Origin of the sequence: Trichocoleus sp. DQ-U1, assembly GCF_039961925.1 — a bacterium.
Taxonomy (GTDB): Bacteria; Cyanobacteriota; Cyanobacteriia; order Cyanobacteriales; family FACHB-T130; genus FACHB-T130.
The window spans coordinates 1-18,397 of record NZ_JAMPKB010000025.1; the positions used below are offsets into that span (position 1 = coordinate 1).

Sequence of the window (18,397 nt, forward strand, 5' to 3'; positions counted from 1 at the left end):
AATTAAAATAGGAATTCGAGCGGTTCCGGTTCCGGCATCTAGAACAGTTGCATTTGTTGCTCCTATCTCAATTGCCCGTTGAGCAAATGCCCCATTTATTTCTGTAAAGTCCATCGAGTCATATTCAACAGCTTCTTCCAAACTGTCCATGACTTCGGGTTCTAATACTCTTTGCATGGCTTAATGGCTAAGTAGATGGATCTCGTATTTGTCGGATAGATCGAGCAGATGCGGAGGCGCGTTCATGCCATAAGGCTTCAGCCTTCTAGGGATAGTACTCCATCAAAGCGTTGTCAATGTTGGGTTTCGTTCCTGAATCTAAGCTACATCAGATGTTTAGGTTGATCGTGTCCACTCGCTGAATTGCTAATTGCGATCGCGCTTTCGTTTGCGTTCTTTTTCCTTCTTCTTTGCCTCGTCGAGAATTTTCTTCACTTTTGCCTTAATTTCGTTGTGTCGCGCTACTCCTTCATAGGCATAGCGGTTGTAGCCGTTAGTCTGAATTAAACTTTCTAAATACCGAGTCCGCTCATCGGTGATCGGGTGCGTGGAAAGCCAACTGAAGATCGGGCGATCGCGATCTTGCTTGCTTAGCGTCACCATCAGATTCCGCATCCCATCCGCCGCATAGCCGGTAGCACTGAGAATGCGAGTTCCGAGAATATCCGCCTGTCGTTCCATGTCACGGCTGTAGTCAAAAACAATCAGATTGGTGACGGTATTCCCAGCATAAGGAATAAATCCGGTCACGCTAGCCGTCAGATTTCCTTGCGTGACTAATTGAAACCCATGAGAGAGGACGGCATGAGATAATTCATGGGCTAATAAACCGGCTAATTCTGCCTCAGAATGAGTGCGAGCGATCGCACCCGCATTGACAAAAACCTTGCCTCCTGGTAGCGCAAAAGCATTGAGATCGTCATCTAGAACCACAAAAAATTCATACTCAAAATCCTGGCGTCCCGCTACCGTTGCTAATTTATTTCCTATCTCCCGAACGTAATTCAACACCTCTTCATTTTCAACCAGTGGCAGTTCGCGTTTGGCTTGTTTTGCCACCGATCGACCAATCGCAGATTCTCCCCGCAGCATCAGTGCGGCGCTTTCAACGGCAGTCAGAGGGCCAAACAAACTGCCAGTGACAGCATAGGTTAAAGCACCCGTGATCGCATTAGCGATCGCATTCCCTCTCAACTCCGCGCGTAAATGCGATTGATAACGTTTTAGATTCTCTTCCGCTAGCGTTGCAAACTCCGTCGCCTCTGGATGATTCGGGTTAAGCAACGCAAATTGACGTGCTGACAGCGAAGCTTCCAACCATTTTTTATTTTGACCGTATGCTGCAATTTTTGCTTTGAGCAACATCGGTTCGGCGGGATAAAGAGTGCTTGCCCGTTCCAAAACTTGTAAAGATTTTTCTACCTGATTGTAATCCCGCAGCGCTTTTGCATACTCTACCTGACCGGGAATAAATTCAGGATACTGCTCTACTAAAAATTGCAGGGGAACAAAAATTTTGCTTTCCAGTTTTTGTTGTATACCCGCTTGAGCCTCGCGCCAATAAACTCTCCCCACTGGTGCTAACTTATCCGCGTCAGTAATGGCTTCTTTTCGCTCAGTTTTCTCGGTTGCATTAGCAAAAGGAGCTTTCGCTTCGCGGTAAAGCTTATCAGCAGCGGCAAATTGTCCCCCCAGATACAGCTTGTCCGCTTCAATTAATTTCTCTTGTTGAGCAATTTCTTCTGGAGTTAGTTTCTCCTCCTCAGCTTTTTCGTCTGTATCGGATTCTGGTTTTGTTTCCGGCTTTTCGCTTGCTTCCGGACTGGGTTCTGGTTTTGTTTCCTCAGCAGAGGGTTTGACTTCGGGGGTGCTGGTTTCTTCCGTCTTTGGCGTTGTCGGAACTGGAGTAACGATTACCGCCGGAGGTGAATCCTTTTGCGTGTTGGTATCCTCTGGTTGAGGCGTTAGGGTTTCAGTTTTCTTGGGAACTGGAGTCACAATCACCGTAGGAGGCGATGTCGGTTCCGCTAGCACTGCTGTGGGGGAAGCGGACAATAGCACAAGCGCAAAAGCCAGGGAATTCCAGACAGGTTTCATGGCAGAAGAAAATGGAAACTCTAGTTTTCTATATTATGTTTAGAGTTTACCCGACCTATCTCGCTGGGACTACACGAACGCAGAGGCGAGATTGTGCCAATTTACGCAAACTTATTTTAGAGACGCGATCGCATTTCCTGTATTTGTGTTTTCGTTAGCGCGATCGCATCCTAAAACAGTTCTGAGGAAATTTCGGTCATTGAGGCATAAAGTTCGTTTATCTAATTAATCTGCCGAGTTTGCGATCGCCTTGGTGCTGGCTATCTCTTGATAGAATGCCATGCTACCCATTCGTCCTCCGTTTTTCCAAATAAGCCGCAAATTCTCGACCTTTCGCCCCCAATTCCTCGATATCCGTATCCAGCATATCTTCAACCAGATAACTAGCATCGTGGTTAACAAAGCTATTTGGTTCAAACATACTATCGGGCAAGCATTCAAACTGTGCTATCAGGGTATCGATTACAGCCACAAAACAATTAGAATTTTGAGAGATTATTCTTTCACCTGCATTATACATGGATAGAAGTAAGTGCTGCCAGCGGTTAAAAGCTTCTGCATCTTCATTATTTTCGGAATTAACCAGCCAGCGCACAAAAGAAAACTGAAGTTCCCCCAAAAACGCTTCTCGATCGCCTTTATGGGTATCAAATAGAGCTAGTTCAAAGCGAGATTTGTGATGGTGTTCCATCCAATCAGATAATTCTGGTATTGGCAGATTGACTGGTGGTTCGCTAACTATCTCTTGATAAAGTTGCGGAGGAAAATCGCTGGGATTAATATATTGGGTCAATTTCCACCACTTTTCCCACTGTTCTTGCGGATAAGGAAAGAGTGCTGTTCCCATAGAACCGCTGATGGCTAATTGTTGATAGGTAGTAACAGATTCGGAATTGTCATCCACAAACTGTTGTAAAGTATAGTCAAAAACTTTAACAACTACCTCATCTGGATGCAGATAGCACCAAAATCCTGGATGTGTTTCCTCAGCCTGAACGCTTACATAATGAACTCCAGGCGGAACCAAAGAAAACCCCCGAAAACCTCCTTTAAGCGGATATTTAAATAAGTCAATCTGAGCAGATAACTTCGGCACATCGCGCAAGACAATTGCAGTGAAAAGAATAGCCATTACATCCCCCACATCTGACGAGCTAGTTCGACCAAACCAGCAAATTTGTCTTCTGCTTGTTCAATATTTTGTTGCATTTCCACCCCTACAAGATTACTGCTATCTACTTTTGGTCGTTGAGTTTTATCAAGATTAGGTTGTTCCTCGACTTTATTCTTCTCGGCTGCTTTTTTCGCTTCCTGGTGATTTTGATAGGTTTTTTCAACATCTACCCCAAACTGAAGGATCAGATTGCGGAAACCGGATACGCTATCTGCCATTACTCCAGCAACCGGATTGAGCCTACTCTGTTGCGTTTCACTATTTGCGCCTTCATCCTTGAGTGCGATCGCGATGCTACCTACCTCTGACAAATCATTAAACCGTGCCACTTGAGACGAACCTACTAAAGGAGCAGCAGATTTGAGCATACGGTCTATATATTTACCAGCTTTATATGCAGCTTTCCAAATTTCTGCTTCACTGTACTCGTGCAATACCTTAAGCGTGTCTCCTACTTGTTCTCGGAAGGAATGGAGATATTCTTCGTCAGATAATTGAAGTTCGACCTTATCAAATCCTTTATCTTTTTTAATGCTGTTGCCAATCTGCTGACCAATTACGGAGAAGTGAACTGCACCCTGAGTAAAATAGGCTTCATTGGCATAAACAATCGAGTGTGAGAGTGCTGTTTTAAGACGCACGGAGTATTGATCAATTTCTTTCTGAAGAGCTATAGTATTTTTGCTTTTGCTAGAATCTTTAAGGTCTTGCAAATACAGACGAATTGCTGCAACTTCATCCAGTTGTTCCTGGTAAATTAGGTTAGCTGCTGCCATCTTCTTCGTATCAGCAGCTTGATGCTTGGAGAGATACTGTTTACCAGCTTCGAGATTCTTCCGCAGGGTGACATAAACCTCATCAGTGCTGGTGTTGATTTGGAGAATCTTCTCCTGAAGTAAACACTGATACTCGTTGTAGTAACCTTCAGCTTCTGCAAAGCGTATACGGAGTTTTTGTTGCTTATGGTATGTTTCTACGTCCATCCCTTCTTGGTACTGAGCGCCTTCGTCGTATGGCTTTAAGCTATCTCCTACAATAGAGGTTTGATATTGTTCCCATTCTTCTTGTGTCATGTGGATTCGCATCTTTAAGATCGACCACATATCTTGATCGGCAGCAAACTTAGTAAAGACATCACCTTTTAGCTCGACTTCCTGTTGCGGAATAATTTTTGCGGTATTCTCGTTTTCGTTCTTATCAAGCGTGAATGGCTTCTTTTCCATGAAGTCTTGAGCATAGACGTTGACATCAAAGACTGTGCCAGGTTCGTTAGGCCATTTGAGTTCTGTCTTGAACAGTTGATTGAACAGCGTGACGGCTGTGATTGAGCCTGCACCTTTGAGATTGACATCAATGTCAGAAGTTAGTGTCTCGCTACCCGCACTCGACCACTTCAGGCGATCTTCCGGTTCTAAGTTCTCGAATTCACCAGTTGCGAGTTCATTATCTCGTATATGTGTTAGAAGCTTGTCAGTCTCCGTCTGACGCAGTTTGATGAAACTCTCTCGCATTAGCTTTTTGAACCAAGGCTGCTTTCTCTCAATCTCTGCTTGCTCCTTGCCTTTCCATTTACCCTCTACCAAGTAATCTCTCACAAGAAACCAGTTTGAGTAGAAATCATTCTTTAATATTTGTTTGGCTTTTTCCTGACTAATAGTGTCAACGTCCTGCTCGCTATTCACCGCGTTCCAAAGGTCATCCGGCGTGCGCTGAATTAACCTACCTTGCACTGCTCCGGATAGCGTACTGCCACTCTGCTGTACCACATGAGTTAACTCGTGGGCAATTAACTCTTGTCCCTCCCGATTTCCAGGTTCGTAAGCTCCCTGACGAAAGAAGATATCTTGTCCTGTGGTAAAAGCTTTCGCCTGAATTGATTGGTTGAGCTGGTCAGATTGAGAATCGGTGTGGACTTTAACGCTACTAAAATCAGCCCCAAACGCCCCTTCCATCGGTACACGGATGCTATCTGCCAGTGGCTGTCCGCTACCCCGCGCCCCTTGAATTGAGGCTTCCACATCTTGCGTAACCGTTCCTCCGCTGGCTTGCAGACGCTGCACCATTGGCTTCATCTGAAGTTCGTCTTCCTCAGGAGGCATCTCTTGCCGCTGGACTGGGTTACTCTGACCTGACGACTGAGGAGAGGGCGCATTTATCTGCTGCACTATCTGCGCTGCCATCTGGTCAGCTTCCTGCTCGTATTTATCTCCTGGCTGCCCTATCGTAAGCTTCGTCTGAACCGACAGTTTTTCCTCGCCTTCGTCTTCCAACTCTTGCTGGCGCTGGATAGCCTCCGCCCCGTCTGACATCTGGATATTGTCTTCAACAGTGGACTCAGACTCAGATTGTAGTGCTTCTGCTCGCTCCTGCATTGGCTCAGCCGAATTCAAACTTCTCATCAAAGGATGAACGTAGTCTGCTGGCAAGGGGGTGTAGCTGGGCATTTGCGACTCTGACTGATGCTCGTCAACAGGTTGTTTTGCCTGCACGGTCATTGGAGGTGGGGCAAAGCGAGAGGCTTTCGCCTGGGTTTGCGGAGTCCAAGAGGAAGATTTTTGCACTCTTTGGTAGGTCATATTGAGCCTCTCGTGCCAGCGTGGGAAATTTTTAAGCCTTTAGATCATATCTTTGCTTAAATCGTCAATGACGCATGGGAATAAATTTTAATAAAATAGATACTCCTCTAGATAGATAAAATCTGTAAATTAGACGATTTCGGGTAAAGGTGGAAAAATCAATGGATATAGCAGCCACTTCTAACTGGCACAAAGCCAACCCTCACTATCTGATGACCGCAGTGGCAGGAATACATAGAGCATTAGAGACCTAATAGTTACAGTTTCTTTCCATCTTTCCCGGAGAATTACTGAGAAGTATGAAAAAATAAAAATCGTAAATTTGCTGTTGTGCTTTGATAGCCAAGCTGGTTCTAAAAGCCTTTTTCCTTTATCCCGAAACTTTAGCCAAACGACTAAAGTCGCGACTATACAAACAAAGCCTGCCTACGCAGGCTGCTATGAAAAGGAGCGGAACCACACAAACAAAGCTTGCCTACGCGGGCTGTCATGAAAAGGGGCTTAGAATAACCGAATTTGCTACAAAATAAATTAATTAATGATTTTTTAAGCTTAAATACTTAACTTTACGATTTGAATTTGCCACTAAATATATTCATCAATCCAGAGAAATTTGAAGGTGTTTAGTTCTAGAGGATAAATCCGTAATTTCCTCATGGCGGTTTGAAGTCAGAAAACTAATGAATATCACAACCACCGACCGCTGGTATAAAAGCAATTCCCACTATCTGATGACCGCAGTAGCGGGAGTGCATCGGAAATTAGAGCAGTACATCGATCGCCAGCAGAATCGAGCCCTTGAAGCAGTTGCGGACGAGCAATTGAATTTAGATGCGATCGCTGCCTCTATGTCAACCCCCCCAGCATTAGAGCAACTCTGCACTACCTTCAACCTGTCTCCCTTCGAGCGCAATATTCTGCTGTTGTGCGTCGGTATGGCAATTTTTCCTAATTTCTCAGCCCTGTGCGCTAACGCTCAAGGAAATCGGGAAATGGCTTATCCGACCTTTGGTTTAGCTTTGGAAGTGTTTCCCCAAAGTCATTGGAGTGCTTTTACCCCCCAAGCACCTCTGCGTCACTGGCAATTACTGCAAGTCGGTACAGGTCAAGTTATTACCTTCTGTTCTTTGCAGATTGATGAGAGCGTGCTGCACTATCTCTTTGGCGAACCGTATCAGGACGATCGCCTGATGAGTCTAATTCAGCCCTTGCCTGTAGAAGCGTATTGCCATACACCCCTACAACCGTCCCACCAGCAGTTAGCAGACAGGCTAGCAGCTATCTTGTCTGAAGCGGGAAATTCTTCTACTTTCTCTATCCCGCAACTGTGTGGTTTAGACGTAGGCGACAAATGGGCAATCGCTGTCGCTGCCTGCGCCCTCATGGGGCATCCCTTAAAACTCATATCCGCCCATCGCTTACCAACCGATCCCGACGACCTGATTCATCTGTTCCGACGCTGGGAACGCGAAGTCGCTTTGACAGGTAGTGTTCTGTTGCTGGATTGCGATCGCTTCAATGCGGGTGATTCAGTCCGAGCAACCTCAATTTTGCAGCTCATTCAAGGCACCACGACCCCACTAATTATTACTACAGAAGAACGGCTGCATTCACCACAACGCCCCCTCATTGCCTTCGACGTTCCCAAACTTACCCGCAGCGAACAACTTGCTATCTGGAAAACTAATCTAGGCTCAGTCGCTGCTGAACTAAACGGACACGTAGAGGAGCTAGTCTCTCAATTCAATCTCAGCAGTCCCGCCATTCAATCTGCCTGCGAACAATTAAAAATTAAAAGTGAAAAATTAGAAATTGAAGTAGATTCTCCAATTCAAAATCAGTTATGGGATTTCTGTCGCGTCCAAGCACGTCCACGCTTAGATGATTTAGCTCAACGCATTGATTCAACTTCTACTTGGGACGACTTGGTGCTGCCAGAAGCACAACGCCAGATTCTGCGCGATATTTCCGCTCATCTTCGGCAACGCGCTAAAGTTTACGAAGTTTGGGGATTTGCTGGTAAGAGCAATCGGGGTTTAGGGATCAGCGCCTTATTTGCAGGGGCTTCCGGTACAGGTAAAACAATGGCAGCAGATGTACTGGCGAAGGAATTGCGGTTAGACCTATATCGCATCGACTTGAGTGCAGTCGTTAGCAAATATATTGGAGAAACCGAAAAGAACTTGCGGCGGATATTTGATACTGCTGAAGCAGGCGGTGCTATTTTGCTATTCGATGAAGCTGACGCTTTATTTGGGAAACGCACTGAGGTGAAAGATAGCCACGACCGCCACGCTAATGTCGAAGTTAGCTATTTGCTACAGCGCATGGAAGCTTATCAGGGTTTGGCGATTTTGACGACTAACTTGAAAGGTTCATTAGACCAAGCTTTCCTACGCCGCATCCGATTTATTGTGCAGTTTCCCTTCCCCGATGCCAGCCAACGGGCGGAAATTTGGCAGCGTATCTTCCCCAAAAAGACCCCGACTGAAGGGCTAGATATGAGCAAGCTAGCAAAGCTGAATGTAGCGGGAGGAAATATCCGCAATATTTCCTTGAATGCCGCTTTTCTAGCAGCCAATGCCGGAGAGCCGGTGATGATGAAACATATTCTACAAGCGACCAAAAGTGAATATGTCAAGTTAGAGCGATCGCTCACTGATGTAGAAATTAAAGGTTGGCTCTGATCTGTTTAAGTTGAAGTGCCGATTCCTTACAGGTAGGAATGTCGATTATGAATTTAGAAACCTGAGTTAAATCGGGACTCCAACGAGAGTGCTGGGAGAAGGTCAATGACTCAACCAAGCGATTGCACCTCGAATCCAATCTTCTGCATTCGTGCTTTTCGCTAACAGGGCATCTTGTCTGACGACAGCGATCGCCTGGGCAACTTCACTATTGCTATATCCCAAAGCCAGTAGTGTCATCTCCACATCTTCTAAAATCGCGGCAGAAGGACCAGTCGCGGTGCTAGTTACCCCTGCTGAGTGTCGCCATTCTGCCAGTTTAGTTTTCAGTTCCAGCGCCAGACGTTCGGCGGTTTTGCTGCCGATGCCTGGAGTTTTCGCTAAGGTGCGGGTGTTGCCTGTAACGATTGCTTGAACTAAATCTGATAGCCCTAAGGTGTCTAAGAGGGCGATCGCACCTCTAGCACCAATCCCGCTGACGCTGACGAGGGCGCGAAATAAATCCCGCTCAGCGGCGGAGCCAAAGCCATACAGGAGGACTTGATCTTCCCGAACTTGTTGGTGTGTAAAAACTTGCACCATTTCTCCCGCCGCCGGTAGCTCAGCCTCCAGGCGCGGCGGGATATGCAGTTCGTACCCAATCTGATTAACTTCCAGAATCAGGATGACGCGATTGGCGGTGCTTTTCTGGATGCCAGCTACCGTCCCTTTGAGATAGCCGATCATGCAAAGATGTTGAGGATGTAGGATAAGTTCATTCTAAAAAGCCGAAATGCTTCAGACCTTCTAGAATACCTCCAGCGCAATCCGCTTTTGCTAAATAGCGATTAATCGAAGGATTGGCGTAATGCCACTTTAGGAGTTCTGGCTGGGCATTCCCGACAATGATTCCCCGTTCCTCACCGGACTGAAAGAAAGCTACATCGTTGCCAGAATCACCACAAACAACGGTTTGTTCGGGAGGCATCTGAAATTGCTGTCGCAGAAACGTGGTTGCAGTTCCTTTATTGCCACCGCGAGGTAGGATGTCCAAGTCTTTGCCACTGCTATAGACCAACTTGACATCTAGCTTGCGTTCTTCCAACAAATCTTCTAGCTGAGGGAGAACTTCAACGGCGGCTTCTTCGGCGAGGAAGTAGCTAACTTTAAAAGGGCGTTGTTCGGATGGCGGTTGGGGAACGAGGTCAGAAAAATGAGCGGTTGTGGCGACGATCAAATCGCGATCCCAGTTGTGAGAAAGTTGCTCTACCCAAGCTGGATCTGGTGTATCGCTGCCATCTCGGTAAATTTCCGTCCCGACAGAAAGAACGAGGACATCGGGTTCTAATAGCTCCTGTTCGGTCTTCAGTTCTTGGTAGAGGACGGGGGAACGACCTGTTACATAAACAATCTTTGTCCCGTATTGTTGCCGATGCTGGCTCAGGTGGCGCTTGAGTTCTTCTAGAGCCTCGTCATCGCCTACTAAGGTATTGTCTAAATCGGTCAAGAAGAGAAATGGCTTCACGTTGCTCATTGCTTGGGATTTGGCTACTGGATTATTTTCCTATATGGGAGTTCATTAGGGGGATAGAGAGCGATCGCTTCCCATCACTCCTTAGCGACAATTGAAGATAAAAAAAACCTGGGAGCGTTTTGATAACTCCCAGGCGGATTACTTGAGGTGACATGATGACGAGAATGGGAGGGAATTAATTCTAGATCAGACCCCAGAAGTGCAGGAAGCCTTGACCTGAGAAGATTTCAATCAGCGCAGCGGCTAAAAAGCCAATCATCGCTAGACGCCCGTTCCAAATTTCTGCTTGAGGAGTGAAGCCGTATCTCCAAGCGTTACGATCGTCCATGACGGGAGTGGTTACTTTCTGTGTCTCTTGCATGGTGGGAACTCCGGGTTTATCGCTACGTTTGTTAAGCAATGTTTAGCTTATGTAACTAAATGTAACGATAAGAAGCTAGGGTGGTCTCTATCTGAGGTTAGAGCTATGAGCGCTCGCACCGAAAGCTTGAACCGAAAGCTTGAGAGGAATCGCGCGATCGCATCTTTCGCTTTCACTATCTTTATCACCTGAGAAAAACCGATTCTGCTCAATTCAAGCAATTCTGTATTGAAGTGGATACGCGACAAGTCCGTTCACCCGCAGAATTGCCTTCAGAAATCCCTCTAATTCCTCTCCCCCATGACATTTTTCCGCAAAGCCACGTCCTGGTTGCCTCAGCTAAATTCCCAAGTTTGGATTCTTGCCGCTGGTCGATTCTTATCCGGGATTGGCACTGGGTTTACTTTGTTTTACGCCCCGATTTTTTTTGTCAATCAAGTGGGACTCTCCGCCACGCAAGTCGGGATTGGCTTAGGCAGCGCCTCCATTTCTGGCGTAGTTGGGCGTATTTTGGGCGGTTCGTTTGCAGATTCGCAGTTTTGGGGACGCAGACGCACCCTGTTACTCTCAGCAGCGGTTTCGGCAGTTGCTTCCCTAGTCTTGGCGATTAGCAACAATTTTCACATTTTCGTGGTTGGTAACTTGCTGATGGGCATGGGCATCGGTTTATATTGGCCTGCCACAGAAGCCGTAGTAGCAGATTTGACACAGGGAGAGCAGCGCAATGAAGCTTATGCCCTAACGCGACTGGCAGACAATTTGGGGATGGGCATCGGAATTGTATTGGGAGGTGTATTAATTGGCACCACGGGGGCTTATCGAGAGCTATTTGTGCTTGATGCGATTTCATTTGTGGTGTTCTTTGGGGTCGTCTATGCAGCGATCGCAGAAACTTACAAACCAGGAGAACGCCAACAACAAGCATTTAGCAGTTGGGCAACGGCACTGCGCGATCGCAGTCTGTTGATTTTTTGCTTAGTGAACATCATCTTCACCACCTATATCTCGCAAACCCAAAGTACAATGCCCCTGTACTTCAGCAATTTCTTGCGTGTAGAAGAATCCGGGAAAGGATTTTCCCCCACAACCATTAGTGCTTTATTTACCTGGCACCTTGTCTTAGCCATTCTCTTACAGCTGCCAGTTGTCAGAATGTTTAAACGCTTGAGCCATCCCTACGCCTTGTGCATTTCCGCCCTCTTTTGGGGATTAGGATTTAGCTTAATTTGGTTTACAGGAGTAGCAGCATCAAGTCAGTTATTGTGGGCAATTTTAGCAATGGGAGTTTTTGCGATCGCCCTTGTCTCCTACACTCCCTCAGCATCTTCTCTGATTACAGTCTTAGCCCCCGAATCTCAACGTGGCGTATATTTTTCAATCAATTCTCTTTGTTGGGCAATCGGCTATTTCATTGGCCCTACAGTGGGTGGCTGGGCATTAGATCAACCGCCCGTTGTGGCGCATGGTCTGTGGCTGGGCTTCGCATTCAGCGTAGCCATAACTATTGCCATTTTGCAATACCTCAACCAGATTTTAAACGCAAAGAACGCAGAGGGTAACGTAAAGTAACGCCAAGACTCTGGGTACCGAGAGCGTTTAAAATGCTTTATCGCCGTCTTTCTTGCAACTTGCGATAAACATCTCTAACATCAACATGATGGTGAGCTAAAGCAACCAGGGTGTGATAGAACAAATCAGCAACCTCACCCGCGATCGCGTCCTTGTCGTCATCCTTGCAAGCCATCACCACTTCAGCAGATTCTTCGCCAACTTTTTTCAAAATCTTGTTATCTCCACCGGCAAATAGCTTGCTGGTGTAAGAACTTTCGCTAGGATTATCTCGGCGATCGCAAATCGTCGCAAACAAATCCGACAAGGTATCTGCGGGAGGCGGCGCTTTTTCCCCATCTACTTGATGAAAACAGCTGCGTTCTCCGGTGTGACAGGCAATTTCTCCCACCTGTTCCACAGTAACCAGCAGCGCATCGCTATCGCAGTCATAACGGAGACTTCGCACATTTTGTAAATGCCCCGAAGTCGCCCCTTTATGCCACAACTCCCCACGAGAACGGCTCCAATACCAAGCTTGTCCCGTTTCCAGCGTTTTCTGTAACGACTCCCGATTCATCCAAGCCATCATCAAGACCGTACCATCCAGATAATCTTGCGCGATCGCTGGCACCAGTCCCTGCTCGTTGTAGCGGATTCGATCGACAGGGATGGATTGGCTTAAAGCAGAGGGTTCAGCAGCTGGCATTTTCAGTACAAATGACTCACTTGTACAAGATATCACTCCTCACCACCAACTGCTCAGCACCCGTTCTAGATGCCTCAGATATTCTTCCGGGTTGTTCGCTAAAGTGAATAAGAGGTTGCAAGAAGCAGTTCCAGGCATTTGCCAAAGATGCTATTTAAGCTGGCTAACCAGGCTGGCTGATTGACTTCTGACAGCGTAAATGAGAACCTTGTGAGCCTTGAAGTCCTCTGTCTACCATCGAAGCTACCATTGAACCGTCGAACTGAATCGCTGAATCGAACTACCAAGTTGAATGCTACCCGATCGGAACTCCTAGGCTGCCTTCCAGAAACAAGAGCAAACACTCACAGGTAAATTCTGATTCGTTTGGTAGGACATGATTGGCATTACCCTCAGTAGGATAATTGAACAGCGTAATCTCTGCGATCGCAGCTTTCGCCTATCTTGAGGCAGAGATTTTATCATCAAAACGAGGAGATAACATTGATTACTTCTACAAATTTGAAAACCACCAAGTCAGAAGAAATATTCGCCGCTGCTCAAAATTTGATGCCAGGAGGTGTCAGTTCACCAGTCCGGGCGTTTAAATCGGTGGGAGGACAACCCATCGTCTTTGACCACGTCAAAGGTGCCTATATCTGGGATGTCGATGGCAACCAATATATCGACTACGTTGGCACCTGGGGACCCGCGATTTGCGGTCATGCCCATCCAGAAGTGATTAGTGCCTTGCACGAAGCCCTGGAAAAAGGCACCAGCTTTGGTGCCCCCTCCGTGTTGGAAAATGTGCTGGCAGAGATGGTGATTGACGCCGTACCCAGCATTGAAATGGTGCGCTTTGTCAACTCCGGAACCGAGGCGTGCATGGCAGTTCTGCGCCTGATGCGAGCTTTCACCGGACGCGACAAGTTAATTAAATTTGAAGGCTGCTATCACGGTCACGCCGATATGTTCCTGGTGAAAGCTGGCTCCGGCGTCGCTACCCTCGGCTTGCCGGATTCTCCAGGCGTTCCCAAGACGACAACCAGCAACACGCTCACCGCCCCCTACAATGACCTGGAAGCCGTCAAAGCTTTATTTGACGCAAACCCCGACCAGATTGCTGGGGTGATTCTAGAGCCAGTGGTGGGCAATGCTGGCTTTATTACGCCGGACGCGGGTTTCCTGGAAGGTTTGCGAATGATTACGCAAGAAAATGGCGCGTTACTCGTATTTGACGAAGTCATGACCGGCTTCCGGATTGCCTACGGTGGGGCACAGGAGAGATTTGGGATTACCCCTGACTTGACAACGCTGGGTAAAGTAATCGGCGGTGGCTTGCCGGTGGGTGCTTACGGTGGACGCCGCGATATTATGTCGATGATTGCTCCAGCCGGGCCAGTGTATCAAGCCGGGACGCTTTCGGGGAATCCTCTGGCGATGACTGCCGGAATCAAAACGCTGGAATTGCTGCGAAAACCAGGCAGCTACGAGCAGTTAGACAAGATGACCAAGAAGCTTAGTGATGGCTTGCTGCAAATTGCTAAGGAAACAGGTCATGCGGCTTGCGGCGGTAGCATCAGCGCGATGTTTGGCTTGTTCTTCACTCAAGGGCCAGTCCATAACTACGAAGATGCTAAAAAGTCTGACTCGAACAAGTTTAGCCGCTTCCATCGCGGAATGTTAGAGCGGGGTGTGTATCTGGCACCTTCTCAGTTTGAGGCTGGATTTACTTCTCTGGCGCACACAGATGAAGATATTGACCGCACTTTGGCAGCAGCGAGAGAAGTAATGTCTGGGCTGTAAGTTAGTCTCGCTACGCTTTCATCCCGCCAGGAACTTAAGTTCCTGGCTAATCGCTCAAGCCCGTTTTAACGGACTGGGAAAATTAAATTTGAGTTGGATAAACCTGAATTTTGCGATTAGCCAGGAACTTGATTTTCATCAGCCATGCACGTTAGCGCTATATAGAGAGCGAGGGAAAAGTAAGTGCAGAGATCCAAGACTTAATAAATGAATTAGGATTGCTATCTAGACAGTAAGTTGGAACGCGAGAAAACCTAATGTCTGCATAGTTTACGCTATCGCTTATCCATCTAAAAATACTTAATTCTGCCTACTTATAGGCGATCTAAATTGAGATAGAATACGAGACCACCCTCAGGTGCGTGGATAATTTGTTCAATAGCGACGGGTAAATCTTCGGGTTGATAAAAAGCTGGAATTTTCTCAAATTTTTCTTCTGATACTTCTAATATTTTAGGCATTTCAGAGACGGGAATGCCTAATTTTTCTTTTTGCTTGATGGTGCAAACAATTAGATAGTGGTAGTCTGTTTCGTGGGATTTTAGAAATAGCGCCGATAGATCGATAAGCGCGATCGCTTCCTGTTCGTATTCCATTAACCGGCGACCGTTGATTAGGGCAGCGTGGGGTGTAAATGCTTTGAGAACGCGCTGAACTCGGTCAATTGCGATCGCGTACTGTTCGTTTCCCATCTGAAACGAAACCAGTTTCCGCTTGGCAATCCGAGTTGAGACGAGGGCTTTAGTCCGGAATCGGCGATTCATAAGTTCTTTAATGTTTAATTAATTTAGCGATCGCTTCTAATAACTGAACCTCGTTGTAGGGTTTAGTAAAGTATTGAATCGCTCCTAACTCTAATGCCATCTGGCGATGTTTGAACCCACTCCGGGAAGTCAACATGGCAACGGGAATCGAGGCAAATTGAGGTTGAGATTTCAGATTTCGCAACAGTTCAAATCCGTCCATCCGAGGCATTTCAATATCGGCAATGATTAAATCGCAGTTTAAGCCTTCCTCTAATTTAGATAAAGCGTCTTGACCATCTTTGGCTTGCGCGACTCGGTAACGGGCGCGAATTAGCGTTAGCGAGAGTAACTGCCGAATCGTGTAAGAGTCATCGACGACCAAAATTTGGGGTTGAGAACTTCCTGTCGGGGCAAGGAGTGGCGTACTATGTCGTGTCCCTAAATCTGATTTATTATCAACTGAAATTGTGGTGCCGCTTTGAGTATAAAATTGCCCGATGAGATCGTCCACATCTAAAATCGTCACGACCTGACCATCTCCCATAATTGTGCAACCAACAATCCCGCGAGGCTTAGAGAGGGGAAGCGGAAGGGCTTTTACCACGACTTCTTGTTGACCGATGAGACGTTCCACGACTACAGCGAGAACACCTTCGCTGGAAGCTAAAACCATTACCGGGATATAGTCTTGGGCAATGGGGTCGGGAGAGGGGCCGTCGGGATGGGGGACACTATAGTGGAGTAATTCTTGCAAACGCACTAGGCGGATAAATTCTTCTCGCCACCACAACATGGTCTGCGTCCCAGCCATTTGAATCTGATGCCCTTGAATGTGGAGAATCTCCTCTACGGCGTCTAAAGGGATTGCGACGGTATTGCGATCTGCCTTGACCATTAAGGCGTCGCTGATCGACAGCATGAGTGGGAGCTTCAGGATAAAGCTAGTACCTTTGCCCGGTCGTGAATCTACTTTGACAGTTCCCCGTACCTGCCGCAGATTGGTGCGAACCACATCCAGCCCCACCCCCCGACCAGAGAGTTCCGTGACCTCTTTAGTGGTGCTGAAACCAGGCCAGAAGAGGAATTCGTAGAGGTCGGCAATTGATAGTTCGTCTGCTTGTTCGGCTGCCACAAAGCCGCCTGCTACGACTTTGGCGCGGATAGCTTCCGGGTCAATTCCCCGTCCATCATCGGTAATGGTGATGATGGTTTGTCCGCCTTGGTGAAAGGCTTCAATTTCGATTTGACCGCTGGGGGGTTTCCCTAGGGCGAGGCGGGCTTGGGGCGTTTCGATGCCGTGATCGAAGGCATTTCGCACCAGATGCACTAGGGGGTCGCGCAGGGCATCTAGCAGGCTTTCATCAATGGTGGTATCTCGTCCCAGGAGGAGGAGATTAACTTCTTTGTTGTGGAGGCGACACAGATCCCGCAAAGCGCGAGGGAGGTGATCGACCGCCCGACTGAAGGGGACGACTCGCAGTTGCATGACGCGCGATCGCAACTGGTCGGTGATCCGCCGGAGTTGATCGGTGCTGCGTTCAAATTTCACCGCGATTTCGTCAATCTTCGTTCCCGATAGCGCGATCGCTTCAGTCGTTTCAATCACAGATTGAGCGGTAGAGTGAAATTCTGTATATTGATCTAATTCCAATAAGTCGAAAGTCGAGGGCAAAGATTTAATAGAAGCAAGATTTGTGGTTTTTGGGCGATCGCTTTTGCTATTTTCAGTGCTAAGACGGTCATATTCTTCTCGGAGCTGCGTTCCAAATTGGTTTAAAGCTACAATACTCTTCCGAATGCGCTTCGCTTCAGTGCGTAGTTGAGTTTCTTGTAGTTCCAAATTTGTCCGGTTAATCACTAATTCGCCCACCAAATTCACTAATTCGCTTAAGCGTTCTAGATCTACGCGAATCGTCGGGCGTTGCCAACCTGTCGGGGAAGAAACAGGTGAGGATTGAGGGCTGAGTGAGGGCTGAGGAGAGAGGACTGAGGACTGAGGAGTTAGGACTGAGGAGTTAGGACTGAGGACTGAGTGAGGAGTTAGGACTGAGGACTGAGGACTGAGTGAGGACTGAGGACTGAGGAGAGAGGCTGGAGTTGAGGAATCCTCAACTGGTAATTCTGGAGTGGAGATGGCTGGTTCCTCAGTCCTGAGTCCTGTCACCTCAGTCCTATTACTGAAGGGTGTTGAGGAATCATCAACTGGTGATTCTGGAGTGGAGAGTATTGCTTCCTCTCTCCTCAGTCCCAACTCATCAGTCCTCAGTCCTTTTGGCTCAGTCCCATTCAAAGGCTGTATAGTAATGGCTTCTCCCTGCAATAGCTGAGTGCGGGCAGATTGCAAGTTTTGGGCAATTTCCCATCCCTGTTTTTGGAGGAGTTCTACACTCAGATGAGGGGTGTCAATCAAAGTTCTCAAATACTCAACAATTTGCCCAAATTCTGCCAGTTGCAGCATCCCAGCTACCCCTGAAAGTTGGTAATAAACTTGGTTAAGCGTTGCTATTGTTTGCTCTAAAGTTTCTGATTTAACTTGAGAAAGTTCCGTCTCCAAATGGTTAAAAACCGGAAGTAGATCTTGTTCAAAAATCCTTTTAATAGTTTGCAGGTTTGCCCGATTGTTAAGGCTAGAGCCATTACTGGAAGCAGCGGGCTTAGTATACTGATTTTCTAGCTGGGCTAGAATTTGGGCGATCGCTTCCACTTCAGCTACAGAGGTTGCCTGCATTGTTACTCCATTATCCTTACCTTCCGGCTGACAGACTTGGTTGGCAATGGTTCTCAGGAGATCGACCCCTTGGAGCAAAGCGGTAATCGTCGTTGGATTGATTTGGGATAAATCAGCGCGATCGCGCAGAATTGCAAAGCTATCTTCCAGGCAATGAGCCGCTGTCGATAAGGTTTCAAAACCAAACATCAAAGCCGAACCTTTTATCGAGTGGGCAGCTCGAAATAGGTGTTGAACCGCTTGCGATCGCGCTTCAACTTCACTGCTGCTTTCTATCAATAACAGATTGGCTTCTAGAGATTGCAGGAATTCTTGAGTTTCAGTTACAAAGATACCGATTAGCTCATTGAAATCATCCGAATTCATACTTTTTCCTTTAAATAAGTCAGCCTTTAGACGTGACTTTGGATTTTATTTAATTCATCCCCATCTTTGTGACAATGCTACCTATCAAATATACTAATTATTGCTTA

General features: G+C 47.1%; 12 protein-coding genes and 1 pseudogene. 3 read left to right on the top strand and 10 right to left on the bottom strand.

Features of this window, described 5'->3' with window-relative positions; all coding sequences use genetic code 11:
* The 4 genes and pseudogenes from NDI34_RS12555 to NDI34_RS12570 form a co-directional block, all read right to left on the bottom strand.
* Nucleotides 1-177 (bottom strand): annotated as a pseudogene (locus NDI34_RS12555) (SAM-dependent methyltransferase); the annotation flags it as partial.
* Nucleotides 178-366: 189 nt separating this feature from the next.
* On the bottom strand, nt 367-2,097 hold the full coding sequence (locus NDI34_RS12560; RefSeq protein WP_348232813.1) for a M48 family metalloprotease: 1,731 nt from the start codon (nt 2,095-2,097) through the stop codon (nt 367-369).
* Between the two features lie 283 nt (nt 2,098-2,380).
* Nucleotides 2,381-3,229 carry an AAR2 pre-mRNA splicing protein gene (locus NDI34_RS12565; RefSeq protein ID WP_348232814.1) on the bottom strand — a complete coding sequence of 283 codons (849 nt, stop codon included), beginning with the start codon at nt 3,227-3,229 and terminating at the stop codon, nt 2,381-2,383.
* On the bottom strand, nt 3,229-5,847 hold the full coding sequence (locus tag NDI34_RS12570) for a DUF4157 domain-containing protein (protein ID WP_348232815.1): 2,619 nt from the start codon (nt 5,845-5,847) through the stop codon (nt 3,229-3,231). Before NDI34_RS12570 ends, NDI34_RS12565 begins: the two co-directional genes overlap by 1 nt.
* Nucleotides 5,848-6,527: 680 nt before the next feature.
* Here NDI34_RS12570 and NDI34_RS12575 point away from each other — a divergent pair.
* The gene (locus NDI34_RS12575; RefSeq protein ID WP_348232816.1) at nt 6,528-8,534 is read left to right on the top strand and encodes an AAA family ATPase; all 2,007 of its coding nucleotides are present in this window, start codon (nt 6,528-6,530) and stop codon (nt 8,532-8,534) included.
* 102 nt (nt 8,535-8,636) lie between these two features.
* Here NDI34_RS12575 and ruvA read toward each other — a convergent pair whose 3' ends face one another.
* From ruvA to NDI34_RS12590, 3 genes are all read right to left on the bottom strand, one after another.
* Nucleotides 8,637-9,260, bottom strand: a complete 624-nt coding sequence (gene ruvA, locus NDI34_RS12580; RefSeq protein WP_190434499.1) for a Holliday junction branch migration protein RuvA — start codon at nt 9,258-9,260, stop codon at nt 8,637-8,639.
* A gap of 28 nt (nt 9,261-9,288) precedes the next feature.
* Complete coding sequence (locus NDI34_RS12585) at nt 9,289-10,038, bottom strand: sucrose-phosphate phosphatase (RefSeq protein WP_190415900.1); 750 nt, start codon at nt 10,036-10,038, stop codon at nt 9,289-9,291.
* A gap of 190 nt (nt 10,039-10,228) precedes the next feature.
* Nucleotides 10,229-10,408 carry a chlorophyll a/b-binding protein gene (locus NDI34_RS12590; RefSeq protein ID WP_190415851.1) on the bottom strand — a complete coding sequence of 60 codons (180 nt, stop codon included), beginning with the start codon at nt 10,406-10,408 and terminating at the stop codon, nt 10,229-10,231.
* Between the two features lie 300 nt (nt 10,409-10,708).
* Between NDI34_RS12590 and NDI34_RS12595 the strand changes: the two genes are divergently transcribed.
* The gene (locus NDI34_RS12595; RefSeq protein ID WP_348232817.1) at nt 10,709-11,977 is read left to right on the top strand and encodes an MFS transporter; all 1,269 of its coding nucleotides are present in this window, start codon (nt 10,709-10,711) and stop codon (nt 11,975-11,977) included.
* Between the two features lie 37 nt (nt 11,978-12,014).
* On the opposite strand, the gene hisIE is transcribed toward NDI34_RS12595, so the two are convergent.
* Nucleotides 12,015-12,665, bottom strand: coding sequence for a bifunctional phosphoribosyl-AMP cyclohydrolase/phosphoribosyl-ATP diphosphatase HisIE (gene hisIE / locus NDI34_RS12600; protein WP_190415845.1), 651 nt, complete (start codon nt 12,663-12,665; stop codon nt 12,015-12,017).
* Between the two features lie 486 nt (nt 12,666-13,151).
* Between hisIE and hemL the strand changes: the two genes are divergently transcribed.
* On the top strand, nt 13,152-14,450 hold the full coding sequence (gene hemL, locus NDI34_RS12605) for a glutamate-1-semialdehyde 2,1-aminomutase (protein WP_348232843.1): 1,299 nt from the start codon (nt 13,152-13,154) through the stop codon (nt 14,448-14,450).
* Nucleotides 14,451-14,764: 314 nt separating this feature from the next.
* Here the strand turns inward: hemL and NDI34_RS12610 are convergent, their stop codons facing one another.
* Nucleotides 14,765-15,214 carry a chemotaxis protein CheW gene (locus NDI34_RS12610; protein ID WP_348232818.1) on the bottom strand — a complete coding sequence of 150 codons (450 nt, stop codon included), beginning with the start codon at nt 15,212-15,214 and terminating at the stop codon, nt 14,765-14,767.
* Nucleotides 15,215-15,221: 7 nt separating this feature from the next.
* Nucleotides 15,222-18,290: a hybrid sensor histidine kinase/response regulator gene (locus tag NDI34_RS12615; protein WP_348232819.1), complete on the bottom strand. Its 3,069-nt coding sequence runs from the start codon at nt 18,288-18,290 to the stop codon at nt 15,222-15,224.
* Nucleotides 18,291-18,397: the final 107 nt, after the last annotated feature.

Coding starts and splice junctions, on each gene's coding strand:
- hisIE (WP_190415845.1), bottom strand. CDS start 12,665: ATGCCAGCTGCTGAACCCTCTGCTTTAAGCCAATCCATCCCTGTCGAT.
- NDI34_RS12560 (WP_348232813.1), bottom strand. CDS start 2,097: ATGAAACCTGTCTGGAATTCCCTGGCTTTTGCGCTTGTGCTATTGTCC.
- ruvA (WP_190434499.1), bottom strand. CDS start 9,260: ATGATCGGCTATCTCAAAGGGACGGTAGCTGGCATCCAGAAAAGCACC.
- NDI34_RS12565 (WP_348232814.1), bottom strand. CDS start 3,229: ATGGCTATTCTTTTCACTGCAATTGTCTTGCGCGATGTGCCGAAGTTA.
- NDI34_RS12590 (WP_190415851.1), bottom strand. CDS start 10,408: ATGCAAGAGACACAGAAAGTAACCACTCCCGTCATGGACGATCGTAAC.
- NDI34_RS12615 (WP_348232819.1), bottom strand. CDS start 18,290: ATGAATTCGGATGATTTCAATGAGCTAATCGGTATCTTTGTAACTGAA.
- NDI34_RS12575 (WP_348232816.1), top strand. CDS start 6,528: ATGAATATCACAACCACCGACCGCTGGTATAAAAGCAATTCCCACTAT.
- NDI34_RS12610 (WP_348232818.1), bottom strand. CDS start 15,214: ATGAATCGCCGATTCCGGACTAAAGCCCTCGTCTCAACTCGGATTGCC.
- NDI34_RS12595 (WP_348232817.1), top strand. CDS start 10,709: ATGACATTTTTCCGCAAAGCCACGTCCTGGTTGCCTCAGCTAAATTCC.
- NDI34_RS12570 (WP_348232815.1), bottom strand. CDS start 5,847: ATGACCTACCAAAGAGTGCAAAAATCTTCCTCTTGGACTCCGCAAACC.